We start from the raw sequence: 15,058 nt of genomic DNA, 5'->3' as shown, positions 1-15,058 counted from the left end.
CGGGGAAGTTTCGTGAAGGAAGAGCAGAAGAATTTCGTGATCTTCGCGGTGCTCGCGGCGTTCATCCTGTTCGGGTTTCCGCTGGTGTCGGGATATTTCTTCCCGACCGCCAATCCGCCGGTGACCAAGATCGAAGGCGGCAAGACCACCGTCCTTCCCAACCCCAAGGCCGATCCCGCCGCCGATACCGGCGTAGCGGTGCGCGACCGTCGCGCGGTGGTCGCCGAGACGCCGCGCGTTCGCATCGACACGCCGACGCTGGCGGGTTCGATCAACCTGAAGGGCGCGCGGATCGATGACCTGGTCCTGAAGCGCTACGACGAGACGATCGCCAAGGATTCGCCGCCGGTGCACCTGCTGTCGCCCGCGGGCAGCGCCAACGCCTATTTCGCCGGCTTCGGCTGGCGTTCGAGCGGGTTCGCCGCGCCCGATGGCGATACCGTGTGGCGCGCGAGCGGCGAGGTGCTGGCACCCGGCCGCCCGGTGACGCTCGATGCCGATAACGGCCAGGGGCAGCGCTTCCGGATCGAGCTGTCGGTCGACGAGAATTATATGTTCACCGCGCGCCAGACCGTTGCCAATGGCGGCGGTGCGCCGATCGCGGTGACGCCCTATGGCTATCTCAGCCGCCGCGGCGCCTCTACCGATATCGACCAATGGGTCGCGCATGTCGGCCCGATCGCGGTGCGCGACGGCAGCGCGGTGTATCGCGACTATGACGAGGTCGCCGAGGAGGCGACGCGCTATCCCACTACCGGCGGCTGGGCGGGCTTTACCGATCAATATTGGCTGACTGCGCTGGTGCCCGACCAAGGCACCCCGGTCGAGCTGCAACTGCGCTCGGGCGCCAACGGCCAGTTCCAGGCCGATTATGCGCAGCGCGACGCCGTCACCGTCGCCCCCGGCCGCACGACGACGCAGACCGCGCGCTTCTTCGCCGGCGCGAAGGAAGTGCGGCTGCTCGACCGCTACGAAGTCGATCTGGGCATCGTCCAGTTCGACAAGGCGATCGACTGGGGCTGGTTCCGGATCATCGAAAAGCCGATCTTCTATTATCTCGACTGGCTGTTCCGCCTGGTCGGCAATTTCGGCGTCGCGATCATCCTGCTGACGCTGACGATCCGGCTGCTGCTGTTCCCGATCGCGCAGAAGCAGTTCGCGTCGATGGCGAGCATGCGTGCTATCCAGCCCAAGCTGAAGGCGCTGCAGGAGAAGCACAAGGAGGACAAGCCCAAGCTCCAGCAAGAGATGATGGCGCTGTACAAGACCGAGAAGGTGAACCCGCTGGCGGGCTGCCTGCCGATGCTGTTGCAGATCCCGATCATGTTCGCGCTGTACAAGGTGCTGATCCTGACGATCGAAATGCGGCACCAGCCGTTCGTGGCGTGGATCAAGGATCTGTCGGCGCCCGATCCGCTGACCCCGCTCAACCTGTTCGGGCTGCTGGCGTTCACCCCGCCGAGCTTCATCGCGATCGGCGTGGTGCCGATCCTGCTCGGCATTTCGATGTACTTCCAGTTCAAGCTCAACCCAGCGCCGATGGACGAAGTGCAAAAGCAGGTCTTCGCGATCATGCCGTGGATGCTGATGTTCGTGATGGCGCCGTTTGCGGTGGGCTTGCAGGTGTACTGGATCACCTCGAACGTGCTGACGATGGCGCAACAATGGTGGCTGTATCGCCAGCATCCCGCGCTCAAGACGGCCCCCGCCAAGTGACGTCGCCCTTCGACGACGACGCGATCGAGGCGGCGCGCAAGATCTTCTCGGGGCCGATCGCGTTCCTGCGCTCGGCGCCTGCGCTCGAGCACATGCCCGAGCCGGTGGTGCCCGAGGTGGCGTTTGCCGGGCGGTCGAACGTCGGCAAATCGTCGCTTCTCAACGCGCTGACCAACCGCAACGGGCTGGCGCGCACCTCGAACACGCCGGGGCGGACGCAGGAGCTGAACTTCTTCGACGTCGGCGAGCCGCTGGCGTTCCGGCTGGTCGACATGCCGGGTTATGGCTTTGCCAAGGCGCCCAAGGACGTGGTGCGCAAGTGGCGCTTCCTGGTGAATGATTTCCTGCGCGGGCGGCAGGCGCTCAAGCGCAGCCTGTTGCTGATCGATTCGCGTCACGGCATCAAGGATGTCGATCGCGATATCCTCAAGATGCTCGATGCCGCGGCGGTGAGTTATCGCATCGTGCTGACCAAGGCCGACAAGGTGAAGGCGAGCGAGCTTGCCGAGGTCACCGAACGGACGATCGAGGAGGTGCGCAAGCGCCCCGCGGCGCATCCCGACATTCTGGTGACGTCGAGCGAAGGCGGCATGGGGATTCCCGAACTGCGCGCTGCGGTGATCGAGGCGGTCAGCTAGGCGCCGGTTCGTCCGTCGAGCAGGTCGGCGAGCGCCCACACCGCGGCTTCGCGCACGTCGGTCATGGTTGACCAAAGGTGGGTTTGGACCGAGGCCGAACCGATGACGATCGATACCAGCGCCCCCCGCGCCGCGACGCTGGCGTTGCTCGCCCAGCGCGCACCTGGCGCTACGATATGCCCGAGCGAGGTGGCCAGGGCCCTGGCCGCCGCAACCGGCGACGCGGCGGATTGGCGCGGGGCGATGCCTGCGGTTCACGCCGCGGTGGATCGGTTGGTGGCCGACGGGGTGGTGCGGCTCAGCTGGAAGCGCGAGGCGCTGGCATCCAGGCGCGGGCCCTACCGAATCGGCCGTGCGCGGCGCAGCTGATACGGCGAAGGTGCGTCTCGCGACGCTATCGCGTTGCAGCGTGTGCCGGCGGTTTAGCGACTCCGAACGGACCAAAAGCTTCATCGCGGGCGATGTGTGGTTGCGTGCGGCGGCATGAAGGTGTCGAATGGCAGCGCCAGGATTTCAGAGTATGCAAGCAAGGAACGAAGCGTGGCGCGTATCATAGTTGCGGAAGACGACGAGATCTTGGGCGAGATCGCGTGCGATGTGCTGGTGGCCTATGGCCACGCTGCGGGGCTGGTGCAGGATGGCGCCGAGGCGCTGCAGATCGTGAAGACAAGGCGACCCGACCTGCTGGTGCTCGATTGCAACCTGCCGGGCATGTCGGGGGTGACGGTGCTGCGCGAACTGCGCAACATGCCTGCCTTTTGCGATCTGCCGATCATGATGTTGACCGGACGGCGCGGGGCGCAGGACGAGGAACTCGCGCGCTTTGCCGGCGCCGACGATTATATGAAGAAGCCGTTCGATCCCGACGAGTTCGTCTTTCGGGTCGAGGAACTGCTGACGCGCAAGCAGAAGGCGTCGCCCCCAAAGCGCGCCTAGGCGATAGCCGCGCGGCGACGGTCGCGCTGCGCATTGCCGGGCATCGCGCGACCTGATCGAGCGAAAGGCTCGCCGTTCCAGCGGCTGGCGAGCGCGGTTCAGCCTTGCCTGGGCGCGAGCCCATGGCGCAGGAAATCGGCGGCTTCCTCGGCGATGGCCTCGTGCGGCCGGTCCTCGTTCCAGACGCCGTAGCGCAGTCCTAGGAACACGTTCATCCCCATCACCGCCCAGGCATGGACTTCGCCGACATCGGCGCGGATCTCGCCGCGCGCGGCGGCCGCGCGCAGCCGCGCGGTGATCCGCTCGGCGGTGGTCGCATAATGCAGGCGGAAGCTATCGGGATCGACGAATTCGGCCTCGTCGATGATGCGATAGATTTCCTTGTGCTGGCGCACGAAGCCGATGAATTCCTGCAACCCGGCGCGCTCGGCGGCGATGCCGTCGGGGGCGGCGCGGATCGCGGGGGCGACCCGATCGCGCACCTGCGCCGACATGTCGCGCACCAGCGCCCGGAACACCGCGTCCTTCGAATCGAAATAGGTGTAGAAGCTGCCGAGCGCGACGCCCGCGCGCCGCGTGATCCCGCTGATCGATGCGTCGTGGAACCCGCTCTCGCCGAATTCGATCGCCGCGGCATCGAGGATCGCGCGCAGCGTCCGGCGGCCGCGCGCGGTCCGCGGCTCCTTGCCCGCGCTGGCGCCCTGGACCTTGGTCTCGCCCGCAACGCCTTCGCCCAGAACGCTCTCGACTGCCCCGCCTTCGACCAATTTGGATCCCCTCTTCATTCCTAAGTTGAAGCCTGGTTCATGTTTCAGTATAGCGTCGTGCAACGAGGCACAACCCGCGGTGACGGGCGCCCATTTCAAGGAGGGGATACCGCATGGCACGCCTGCATTCGAACATCCGTATCGCGCTGAAACTCTCGGCCGCCGCGCTCGCGCTGTCGGCGGTTCCCGCCTTCGCGCAAGAAGCCGCCGATACCCAGGCGACGCAGGATGCGCAGCAGGACCAGGGCGCGCTCGGCGACCAGGACATCGTCGTCACCGCACGCCGCCGCGCCGAAAGCCTGCTCGACGTGCCGATCGCGATCACCGCCTATTCGGGCGAAGCGCTCGAAGCGCGCGGCGCGATCGACCTGTCGGATATCGGCGCGACCACCCCCAACGTGACGCTCGAGCCGTCGCGCGGCACCAATTCGACGCTGACCGCCTTCATCCGCGGCGTCGGCCAGCAGGACCCGGTGCCCGGGTTCGAAGCTGGCGTGGGGCTGTATCTCGACGACGTGTATCTCAACCGCCCGCAGGCGGCGCTGCTCGATATCTACGATGTCGAGCGGATCGAAGTCCTGCGCGGGCCGCAGGGGACGCTGTACGGGCGCAACACGATCGGCGGCGCGATCAAATATGTCACCCGGCGGCTGCCCGACGAACTCTCGGTGCGGCTGCGCGGTACCTATGGTAGCTATGACCAGGCCGATGGCGTCATCAGCGTCTCGGCGCCGATCACCCAGGGCATCCGCGTCGGGCTGGCCGGCGCGCGGCTGAGCCGCGGCGGCTTTGGCGACAACCTCAATCTGGGGATCGAGAACTACAACAAGGATATCTGGGCGGGGCGCGGGACGATCGAATTCGAGACCCCCGACAGCCGCCTGTTCGTGCGGATCGCGGGCGATTACACGCATGACAAGTCGAACGCGCGCAACGGCCATCGCCTGATCCCCGGGCTGCAATCGGGTGCGCCGGTGCTCGACGACGAGTTCGACACCCGCGCGGGCCTTGCCAACCCGGTCAACGATATCGAGGCGGGCGGGCTGACGATGAACGTCAGCGCGCAGCTGAGCGACGCCTTCACGCTGCGCAGCATCAGCGCGTGGCGGCAGGATCGAAGCTTCACCCCGATCGATTTCGACGCGCTGCCCACGGTCGATGTCGACGTGCCGGCAGTCTATCGCAACGAGCAGATCAGCCAGGAATTCCAGCTATTGTACGAAAGCGACCGGCTGAACGGCCTGGTCGGCTTCTATTATCTGGACGCCGAGGCTTCGACCAAGTTCGACGTGATCCTGGCCACCACCGGGCCCGCGCTGGGGCTGCCGGTGGCGGCGGGCTTCGGCCAGCAGACCGCGGGCGACGTGCGGACCGACACCTGGTCGGTGTTCGGCGACCTGACCTTCGACGTCACCGACTGGCTGAGCATCGCGGGCGGCCTTCGCTACACCAGCGATTCGCGGCGGTCGGACATCTTCAAGGCCAACCGGCTGGGCGGGGCCGACCCTTCGTTTGGCGGCAACGGCGTGAACCTGGGCGCGCCGATCACCGATTTCACCGGCGAGGCCACCTTCAAGAAATGGACCCCGCGCGCGTCGGTGTCGATCAAGCCGACCGAGGACATGCTGGCCTATGCCTCGTACGCCAAGGGCTTCAAGGGCGGCAGCTTCGATCCGCGCGGCAGCGCCAACATCACCCCCAACAGCAACGGCGTGCCGGGGATCCAGTATCAGGACATCTATGACTTCTTCCTGTTCGACCCCGAAGAGGTCGACAGCTACGAGGTCGGGCTCAAGGGATCGCTGTTCGACCGCGCCTTCACCTATCAGCTGACCGGCTTCTATGCCGATTACCAGAATGTCCAGGTGCCCGGATCGGTCGGCGTCGATGCCAACAATGACGGGGTGTTCGAAGGCTTTGCCGGCGTCACCACCAACGCCGCCGCGGCGACCTTCAAGGGGGTCGAGGCCGAGCTGTTCGCGCGGCTTGCGCGCGGCTTCGCGGGGCCGGGATCGCAGGTGACGGTGTCGGGAACGATGGGCTATATCGACGCGAAATATGACAGCTTCGTCGGCCCGACGGGTCGCGATGTCGCCGAGTTCCGCCGCATCCAGAACACCCCCGAATGGACCGCGAGCGGAACGCTGGGGGCGATCGCGCAGGTCGGGCCGGGCGAGGTCAACGCATCGACGACGGTGTCGTATCGCAGCGACACCACCCAGTTCGAAATCCCCAACCCCTTCCTCGACCAGCCGGGCTATGCGCTGTTCGATGCCAGCATCAACTACAGCTTCGGACCCGATCGCGCCTATTCGATCGGGCTGCACGGCAAGAACCTGACCGACGAACGCTACATCACGTCGGGCTATATCTTCGCGGTGGGCAACCCGGTGAACCAGCTGCCGGTGGTTACCCCGAGCGGCGGGATCACCCCGGCGCTGGGGCGCGAGGGGGTGGTGACCGCGTTCTACGGCAACCCGCGCCAGGTGTTCGCGACTTTCGGGGTGAAATTTTGAAGCCTGGCCTTGTCGGCGCATTGGCGCTCCCTCCCTCTCGCGCCTGCGGGCGAGGGAGGGAGCAGCGTAGCCGCGAAAGGGTGAGGGCCTGGCGGGGGGAAAGACGGTGCGGCGGCCATGGCCGGGGAATAGCGGAGATACCGACGGCATGTCACAGGTAATCGGATGACCACAATCGCCTCCCGCCCGGTGACCCCAGCCTATCGCGGGCTCGTGCTCGCGATGCTGTTGCTGGTCTATATCTTCAACTTTCTCGATCGGCAGATCCTCGGCATCCTCGTCCAGCCGATCAAGGCCGATCTGGGGCTGAGCGACACCCAATTGGGGGCGCTGGGCGGGATCGCCTTTGCGATGCTCTATTCGACGCTGGCGATCCCGCTGGCGCTGATCGCCGATCGGACCAGCCGCAGCTGGGTGATCACCGGATCGCTGGTGGTGTGGAGCGCCTTCACCGCCTTGTGCGGCACCGCGACGAGCTTCTGGCAGCTGTTCGCCTATCGGCTGGGCGTCGGCGTCGGCGAGGCGGGCGGGGTGGCGCCGTCCTATGCGATGATCGCCGATTATTTCCCGCCCGAGCGCCGCGCGCGGGCGCTGGCGATCTATTCGCTCGGGGTGCCGCTGGGGCTGGCGGGGGGCGCGATCCTGGGCGGTTATATCGCCGCGACGGTCGACTGGCGCACCGCGTTCATCGTCGTCGGGGTGGCGGGGATCGTCATCGCGCCGATCTTCCGGCTGGTCGTTCGCGAGCCGGTGCGCGGCGGCGCCGACGGCGCGACGGCGGGGCCGATCGTCCGCGCGCCGCTGGGCGAGGTGTTCGCGATCCTCGCGCGCAAGCCAAGCTTCTGGCTGATGGGCTTTGCCGCTGGTTTCAGCTCGATGTGCGGCTATGGCCTGGCGTTCTGGGTCCCCTCGGTGCTGGTGCGCAGCTTCGACTTCGCCTTGTTCGACGCGGCACTGTTCATCGGCACCGTGCTGCTGATCGGCGGATCGACCGGGGTGCTGGTCGGGGGCAGCCTGGCGGACCGCTTCGGCAGCCGCGACCGCGGCGCCTATGCCAAGCTGCCCGCGGTGGCGTGGCTGGTCACCGTCCCGTTCTTTGCGGCGGCGTTGCTCGCGCCCTCGCCGGTGGTAGCGTGGTTCCTGTTCCTGATCCCCAACGGGCTCAACATCCTGTGGCTCGGCCCGGTCAACACCGCGGTGCAGGGGCTGGTGCCAGCGCATATGCGCGCGACCGCGAGCGCGAGCTTCCTGCTGATCAACAATCTGATCGGGCTGGGGCTTGGCTCGTGGGTGATGGGGGCGATGTCCGACGCGATGACCGCGCGCTTCGGCGAGGAGGCGCTGCGCTATTCGACCGTCGCGGCGCTCGGCTTCTACTTGATCGCGGCGGTGCTGATGCTGCTGGCGGTGCGCCCGCTGCGCCGCGATTGGGTGGGGGGATAGCGGCGCGATCGCGCAGCGCGCGGCAGCGGCAATCAACCGACGCTTCGCGATGTCACCGCCGACGGGATCGGCCGATAGGCGGTCGCGCGCAGCCGGCGGTCCCGGCCTATCCGCCCCCAGGCACCTTCGGCCCGCGCGGTGCCGCGTCGACCGGCGCGCTCTCGGACGATTTGCTTCGGCTCCAGTCGATCCGATACAAATCGAAGCGCCGATCGGCGAGGTTGCGAACCGTGCCCTCGGCGCGCGCCCAGGTCAGGTCGGCAAGGTTCACGTCGGCGATCGTCAGCGCCTCGATATTCTCGCTGGCCTCGGCCGCGATCCCGTCGCGCGCGAAGGGGAAGTCGCACGGCGTCAGGATGCACGACTGGGCATATTGGATGTCCATATTGTCGACCCCCGGCAGGTTGCCGACATTGCCCGAAAGCACGACGAAGCACTGGTTCTCGATCGCCCGCGCCTGCGAACAATAGCGCACGCGCATATAGCCCTGTCGATTATCGGTGCAGAAGGGGACGAAGATGATCCGCGCGCCTTCGTCGACCAGGCGACGCGCCAGTTCGGGGAACTCGCTGTCGTAGCAGATCAGCACCCCGACCGGACCGATATCGGTCTGGATGACGTTGACCGAGCTGCCGCCCTTGATCTTCCACCAATAGGCTTCGTTGGGGGTGGGGTGGATCTTTTCCTGCGAATGCACCGACCCATCGCGAAGGCAGGTATAGGCGATGTTCTTGATCGTGCCGTCTTCGGTGCGGGTGGGGTGCGAACCGCCGACGATGTTGATGTTGTAGCGCATCGCCATGCGCGAAAGCTCGGCGACGATCGGCGCGCGATGCTCGGTCAACCGGTCGATCGCCTCCATCGGCGATAGCGTCTCGCTTTCGAACGAGAGCAGCGACAGCGTGAACAATTCGGGGAAGACCACGAAATCGGACCGGTAGTCCGCCGCGACATCGACGAAATATTCGACGTTCTTGACGAACTCGGCAAAGTCCTTGACCGCGCGCGCCTGGAGCTGGACGGTCGCCAGGCGGACGCTCTCGACATGGCGCGGCACGCGGAATTCGGGGGGCTCGTTCGGGTCGACATAGGGATTGCGCCACACCATGTGCGTCGCGAATCCCGCGGATTCCTTGTCGCCGGGCAGATATTTGGGAAGGATGCCGATCGGCGTGAAGCCGTTGGCCAGATGGAAGCCGATCACCGGATCGCGGAACTTCCCCTCGCGAACGCCGGTCAGATAATCCTCGGGCTTGCCCGCCTTCGCTTTCTGCCGCGCATAGCCGGGCATCCGCCCGCCGAACACGATTCCGCGCAGCTCGAGCCGCTCGGCCAACACCCGGCGCGCGTCATACAGGCGCTTGCCGATGCGAAGCCCGCGCTGGCTTTCGTCGACCGCCATCTCGATGCCGTACAGCCAGTCGCCGGTCGGATCGTGACGGCTGCCGAACCCATTGCCCGATATCGTCGGCCAATCGTGCGGCGCCAGCGCAATCGCCTCGTCGATCCGCGACGAAGCGCAATAGCCGACGATCTTCTTCTCGAGGACCGCGACGAACTGGCCTTCGGGGAAATTGTTGATCTGCCCGCGGATTTCACCGGCGGTGTAGTTTTCGGCATCGGGATACGCCGCGCTGATCAGCGCCAGGATGCCGCGAACGTCCCCCGGGACGGCGACGCGGACCTTTAGCTTTGCAGGGCTCTTCTTGGACAATGATCTGCTCCAACGTCTTCCGGATACGCAGGCGGGGGCCGCCACGCGCAGCAATACACCGATCCGGCGAGCGATCCAGGCGGCGCGCGATGATCGGGCAGAGGTTCTCTTAAGGACTGGCGCTTACGAAGGAGCAGCCACAGAAAGCCATCATGTCCGTCTCCGTCCGTACGCGATCGTCCTACCTCGTCCTGCTCAGCTTCGTGCTGCTGCTGAGTTGTGGCCTGGCGGCAGCGGGGCTGCAGTGGCAGCAAAACCGCTCGGACCAGTGGGTGAGCCATACGGTGGAGATGCAAAAGCGTCTGGCGCAGCTGCGTATCATGCGGCTTCGGGCCGAAGTGGCCCGCCGCGGGTTCGTGTTGACCGGCGACCCGCAGGATCGCGCCGCCGCGCACGCCGCGCGCAATTCGCTACGCAAGGAACTGGCCCCCCTCTCGGCGATGAGCGCCGACAATCCCGCCCAGCAAGCCAACATGGCGATGCTCGACCGCGCCACGCAGCGATATTTCCAGGAAATGGAACGCACCTTCGTGCGCATGGACGAAGGCCGGGGGGACGAGGTACGGCGGCAAATCAACGATCCCGCGGCTCGGCACGCGGATGCCCGGATCACGGCGCTGGTAGAGCGAATCAATGACAAGGAGGCGCGTCTCCTGCTGCAGCGCCAGCGGCGTTCGTCGCATTTGGAGAACCTGGCCCGCGGCGTGCTCGGGTCGTGCATCGCGCTGATCCTGCTGCTGGCGGCCATCGTCTGGCGCGACCGGGTGCTGCGGCTGCGGGCGTTGCGCGCTGCGAACGACGAGCTGGCGGCCGATGTCCAGAAGCGCGAGCTGGTCGAGGAGCAGCTACGGTTGCTGGCGACCAACGCCACCGATGCTGTATTCCGGATCAGTCTTGACGGCACTTTTCTGTACGCGTCACCCTCAACGAAGCAGGTCTTCGGGATCGACCCATCGGCGGTGATCGGCGGCGACATCGCGTTCGGCGTTCATCCCGAAGACAAACCCGAGCTCGCAAAAGGGTTCGAAATCCTTCGCACCGGCGAGCGCGATCGTACCTCGCTGACCTATCGCACGATCGAGCGCGGCGGCCCCCAGGCCTGGCGTTGGGTGGAGTCGAATGCCGGGCTGGTGCGCGATGCGGAAGGTCGGCCAGCCGAGATCATTGCTTCGGTGCGCGACGTGAGTAAGCGCAAGCTGCTCCAGCTCGAACTCGAGGCGGCACGCCTCCACGCGGAATCGGCGGCGCACGCAAAATCGAGCTTCCTGGCCAATATGAGCCACGAGATACGCACGCCGATGAACGGCGTGATCGGCTTCACCGATTTGTTGCTCGCGGCCGACCTGGCCCCCGAACAGCGACGGCAGGCCGAACTGATCGCCGATTCGGGTCGAGCGATGATGCGGCTGCTGAACGACATTCTCGACATTTCGAAGGTCGAGGCCGGACAAATGAAGATCGCAAGCGACGCCTTTGACCTACGCCATGCCCTGCGCGCTTGCGTGAAGCTGGTCATGCCTGCGGTCCAGCAGAAGGGCTTGGTGCTGAACGTCGATATTGCCGCCGAATTGCCGGTGATGGTGGTGGGCGACGGACTCCGCCTCCGGCAGATCGTCCTCAACCTGCTCGGTAATGCGGCGAAGTTTACCCCGTGCGGATCGATCACGCTGCGCGTCCGGTCGCAACCGTGCGTCGCCGATCCCGATCCGGATGCCATGGCAACGCTTTCGATCGAGGTCGAGGACACCGGCATCGGAATCGCGCCGGATCGCCAGGCAGCGATCTTCGAAACCTTCGTCCAGGCCGAGGCGACGACCGCGAGTCGCTTCGGGGGTACGGGGTTGGGCTTGCCGATCAGCAAGCAGCTTGCCGAACTGATGGGGGGGCAGCTGGTGCTCGACGACGAGATCGGCGGCGGTTCGCGCTTCGTGTTGACCCTACCCCTGCGCGCCAGTCCCGATAACGACAGCGGCGCACCGGATGTGGGGGCAGAGGCGACCAGCGACCCGGCTTCGACAGCGCTCGGCGCGCCGTCGCTCGTTCCGCAGGATCGCGGGCGCGTACTGGTGGCCGAAGATCACGACGTCAATCAACTGCTGATCACCGCCATGCTGCGCCAGCTGGGCTGGGACGTCGATATCGCGGTCGACGGGTCCGACGCGATCGCCAAAATCGACGCCGCGCTTGCCGCGGGTGCGCCGTACCGGATCGCGCTTATGGATATCCAAATGCCGATCATGGACGGATATGAGGCGACGCGACGATTGCGCGCGCAAGGTGTCGCCGCCAGCGATCTGCCGATTTTAGCGCTGAGCGCCAACGCCTATGCCGATGATATCGCAGCGTGCCTGGCCGCGGGAATGCAGGCGCACATTGCAAAGCCGGTGACGCTTGCCAGCCTGGACAAGGCCATGCGGGAATGGGATCGTCAGCACGCGGTGTCGTATAAGGGCCCCCCCGGAGAGTCGGTCCTGACGCCGGGCGTGACCATCCAGGAACGATACGCTGCTCGAAAGCAGGAGACGCTCGCGATGCTCGACGCGCTGCTGCGGCGCGGCCTGTTTTCCGATGCCGAGCTTACCGAAGCCTCGGGCTTGCTTCACAAGCTGGCCGGCACTGCCGGGATGTTCCGCGAGCCCGATCTCGGCGATCGGGCGCGCGACCTGGAGGACGGGATCGGCAGTTGGACGGGCGAGGATCGGCTGGACCGCGTCCGCGACGCGATCGAGGCGATTCGCGCAGCCGCGTAGCAGCGACGAGGTTTTCAGCGACTGCGGGACGGGGTGGCGGTTACCCCGACGACCCACCCGGCAGCATCACCGTCTATAAATGGGCCAGCCGGCGAAACGTGTCCATCACGCAGACGGGATCGATCGGCTTGTGCAGCACGACGCTCGACGGCTCGCGGGGCAGATAACGTTCGGGCGTCCCGGTGATGAAGATGACCGGTATTTCACCATAATGCGACGTTATCGCCTGCACTGCGCACGGACCTGTGCCCGCCAGCAAAATCACGTCGGAAAGGATGATGTCGGGTCGCCGCTCGTGCGCGGCGCCGACCGCCTTGTCTTCGGTATATGCCATCGCGATCGACTTGGGGCCCGCGCGTTCGGCGAGGCTGGCCAGATATTCGGCGATCAGCCGTTCATCTTCGATTATGAGCGCATGGCACATCGTTGCGACTCGGACCGCGGACGGGTGGATTGGTGTTGCTCGTCGCTTTGCAACGGCGCCGCGATGGCGGATAGCAGCGCATGCGACCGCCACATCGGTGCGCCCGCGTCGTCGGCTGCTTCGGCACGGTCGAATTGTCCGTCGGCGGCGCGTTCGATGATCGCCACCGCCTCACCGCTGCTGAGCATCGCTTTCTCGCAAAGCCCGTGAATCAGACTTTCGGCCAGCAGCAAGGCCGCCTGACCGTAAGCAGAAACTTCCGCTGGGCGTATCGGCCCGATCGCTGGATCATTGTCGTTTGTGGGCGTGGAAACGCCTTCCACACAGGCGGGAGCCCGCATTCGCTCTTGGCCGCTGACGCCTGGTGAAGCATGCCAACGGTAAGGCGCTGATACCCCATCCCGTCCCGTATGTTCGCGACATGCAACAATTCTGGACAATAATTTTCGTTAATATCGAAAGAGCGACACCGGCTCAACGCCTGCAAGTCGAATGGGTTTGTTCCGGGCGGAAACTTTCTGGCGGGGATGAGGCGGGCCATCCGAGCCGACGGGCAGCGCCGGCCCCATTCGCGCGCAGATCGGCGAAGCCGCCGCGTAGCGCAATCAACGGTCGACCGCTGCGGCATTTTTTGAAAGTTTCGGCAGAGCAATGGTGCCGGTTGCAGGAATCGAACCCGCGACATCCAGTTTACAAATCCATTTTTGAGCCGTTTCCACGATCCCCAAGGTTGGCCAAGGTTGGCAAACTCCCAAGATATTCAACCACTTAGGTTGAAACTTTGGGGCGACGCCTCCCACCTTTGGCCAAGCTTCTAACCCACGAGCTAACCCCCGCGTCCGGTGGGATAAACCGTAGGTTTTCAGGTTAAGCGATTTTGGAGAATAGAAATGGCCAACAAGATTCCAGCCCGTCCTACCAATAGGTTTTTCACCGACTTGGAAAGCCGTCCCAAGGATTACCAAATGGGAGATGAAACAGTCTCCAATCTATTTCTCACCATCCGACCCACGGGCGTGAAAAGGTGGAATTATGACGCGGCGAATACTTGCAACATGAACTCGCGCCGGATCAAGATGTCGCTGGGCACATATCCCGCGTACGGGCTCGCTGAGGCGCGAGAGTGGGCGGAAGAGCTTAACCGGTTGCGGGGTCGGGGCATCGATCCACGGGTCGCAAAGGTGGAAGCTGAGGCGGTGCAGGCGCGCAAAAACGCCAACACAATGCGGGCGGTGCACGCAAAATATATCGAGTTCAAAAGTATCGAGGGTGTGCGCACGCTGGACGAAAAGACACGGCTTCTTGAGCGCAATGTGTTTGGCCAGTTTGGCGACCGACCGATTACCGAATTCTCTAAGGCGGACGGGCGAGCCTGCGTGCAGGCCATGAGGGGAAGGGGGAGCTACGGTGCAGCAAATCGGATGCTGTCAGAGCTACGGACATTCCTGACATGGGCGGCGGCTGAAGATCATGTGGAGCATAATGTCGCGCTCGGGATTCTGATGACGAAGGAGGACAACCCGCGCCGCGCTCTCGAAATGCACGAGCTTGTTTGGTTGTGGCGTGCCCTCGACAGCTACCCAGCAGATCAGTCCGATCCCGTGCGGATGCTCATCCTAATGGGTTGCCGCGTCATGGAAAGCCACGGTGCCGCGCTGTCGGAGGTCAAGCGGGGTATCTGGACGATCCCACGGGGGAGGGCGAAGAACGGCAAACCATGCCTGTTGCCGCTGGCACCGATGGCGAAATCAATTTTCGACGGTGCTCGGGAACGGTCCTTCGAATCTCAGCGGGGGTATTTCTTCCACGGTGCGCCTTACAAAGGCATGGCGGTCCCATTCCTAACAGTCCTGCGCGGTGATCTGGACAGGATGGCGCGGCAGGAAGGCGAGACAGTCGAGCCGTGGGATATGCACTGTATCCGCCATGCGGTGCGGACGCACATCGTCAACGGGGACGATACGAAGAAGTGGCTGGCGGAACTGATTCTGAATCATTCCGCAGGGGATGCAGATCGTCGCTACGATCATGGCGACTACCTCGAATCTAAGCTGGCACTGCTAACATCATGGGAAGAACGGTTGATGAAAGCGGTAGATGGTAGAGCAAAGATCGCCGCTTGATCGTATTTGACTTGACAAGTAGCTTGTTGGA

The 15,058-nt window shown here is 64.9% G+C and carries 12 protein-coding genes; 8 read left to right on the top strand and 4 right to left on the bottom strand.

Annotation, left to right across the window (positions count from 1 at the left end; all coding sequences use genetic code 11):
* Window positions 1–12: 12 nt before the first annotated feature.
* The 4 genes from yidC (at window position 13) to OKW76_RS07200 (ending at window position 3,290) form a co-directional block, all read left to right on the top strand.
* Window positions 13–1,716, top strand: a complete 1,704-nt coding sequence (gene yidC, locus OKW76_RS07215) for a membrane protein insertase YidC (protein ID WP_265552426.1) — start codon at window positions 13–15, stop codon at window positions 1,714–1,716.
* Entirely contained in the window at window positions 1,665–2,354 is a 690-nt protein-coding gene (gene yihA, locus OKW76_RS07210; RefSeq protein ID WP_265552424.1) for a ribosome biogenesis GTP-binding protein YihA/YsxC, read from the top strand. Before yidC ends, yihA begins: the two co-directional genes overlap by 52 nt.
* Before the next feature lie 102 nt (window positions 2,355–2,456).
* A complete protein-coding gene (locus tag OKW76_RS07205) occupies window positions 2,457–2,723 on the top strand; it encodes a DUF3253 domain-containing protein (protein ID WP_265552421.1) in 267 nt (88 codons plus the stop codon).
* 171 nt (window positions 2,724–2,894) lie between these two features.
* On the top strand, window positions 2,895–3,290 hold the full coding sequence (locus OKW76_RS07200; RefSeq protein WP_265552419.1) for a response regulator transcription factor: 396 nt from the start codon (window positions 2,895–2,897) through the stop codon (window positions 3,288–3,290).
* Window positions 3,291–3,388: 98 nt separating this feature from the next.
* Here OKW76_RS07200 and OKW76_RS07195 read toward each other — a convergent pair whose 3' ends face one another.
* Window positions 3,389–4,075, bottom strand: a complete 687-nt coding sequence (locus OKW76_RS07195; protein ID WP_265552417.1) for a TetR/AcrR family transcriptional regulator — start codon at window positions 4,073–4,075, stop codon at window positions 3,389–3,391.
* 95 nt (window positions 4,076–4,170) lie between these two features.
* Here OKW76_RS07195 and OKW76_RS07190 point away from each other — a divergent pair, with 95 nt between their 5' ends.
* Window positions 4,171–6,573 carry a TonB-dependent receptor gene (locus OKW76_RS07190; RefSeq protein ID WP_265552415.1) on the top strand — a complete coding sequence of 801 codons (2,403 nt, stop codon included), beginning with the start codon at window positions 4,171–4,173 and terminating at the stop codon, window positions 6,571–6,573.
* A gap of 165 nt (window positions 6,574–6,738) precedes the next feature.
* Entirely contained in the window at window positions 6,739–8,016 is a 1,278-nt protein-coding gene (locus OKW76_RS07185) for a spinster family MFS transporter (RefSeq protein ID WP_265552413.1), read from the top strand.
* A 106-nt stretch (window positions 8,017–8,122) separates the two neighbouring features.
* Here OKW76_RS07185 and OKW76_RS07180 read toward each other — a convergent pair whose 3' ends face one another.
* Window positions 8,123–9,730, bottom strand: coding sequence for a GNAT family N-acetyltransferase (locus OKW76_RS07180; protein ID WP_265552412.1), 1,608 nt, complete (start codon window positions 9,728–9,730; stop codon window positions 8,123–8,125).
* 152 nt (window positions 9,731–9,882) lie between these two features.
* Here OKW76_RS07180 and OKW76_RS07175 point away from each other — a divergent pair, with 152 nt between their 5' ends.
* Window positions 9,883–12,480 carry an ATP-binding protein gene (locus OKW76_RS07175; RefSeq protein WP_265552410.1) on the top strand — a complete coding sequence of 866 codons (2,598 nt, stop codon included), beginning with the start codon at window positions 9,883–9,885 and terminating at the stop codon, window positions 12,478–12,480.
* A 73-nt stretch (window positions 12,481–12,553) separates the two neighbouring features.
* Here OKW76_RS07175 and OKW76_RS07170 read toward each other — a convergent pair whose 3' ends face one another.
* Window positions 12,554–12,904, bottom strand: a complete 351-nt coding sequence (locus OKW76_RS07170) for a response regulator (protein ID WP_265552408.1) — start codon at window positions 12,902–12,904, stop codon at window positions 12,554–12,556.
* A complete protein-coding gene (locus OKW76_RS07165; RefSeq protein ID WP_265552406.1) occupies window positions 12,886–13,137 on the bottom strand; it encodes a hypothetical protein in 252 nt (83 codons plus the stop codon). The genes OKW76_RS07170 and OKW76_RS07165 overlap by 19 nt, the downstream gene beginning before the upstream one ends.
* A 657-nt stretch (window positions 13,138–13,794) precedes the next feature.
* On the opposite strand from OKW76_RS07165, the gene OKW76_RS07160 reads away from it, so the two are divergent.
* Window positions 13,795–15,027, top strand: a complete 1,233-nt coding sequence (locus OKW76_RS07160) for a tyrosine-type recombinase/integrase (RefSeq protein WP_265552404.1) — start codon at window positions 13,795–13,797, stop codon at window positions 15,025–15,027.
* The last annotated feature ends 31 nt before the right edge of the window (window positions 15,028–15,058 follow it).

The organism is Sphingomonas sp. S1-29 (genome assembly GCF_026167545.1).
GTDB lineage: Bacteria > Pseudomonadota > Alphaproteobacteria > Sphingomonadales > Sphingomonadaceae > Sphingomonas.
This window is presented reverse-complemented; position numbering and strand designations above follow the sequence as displayed.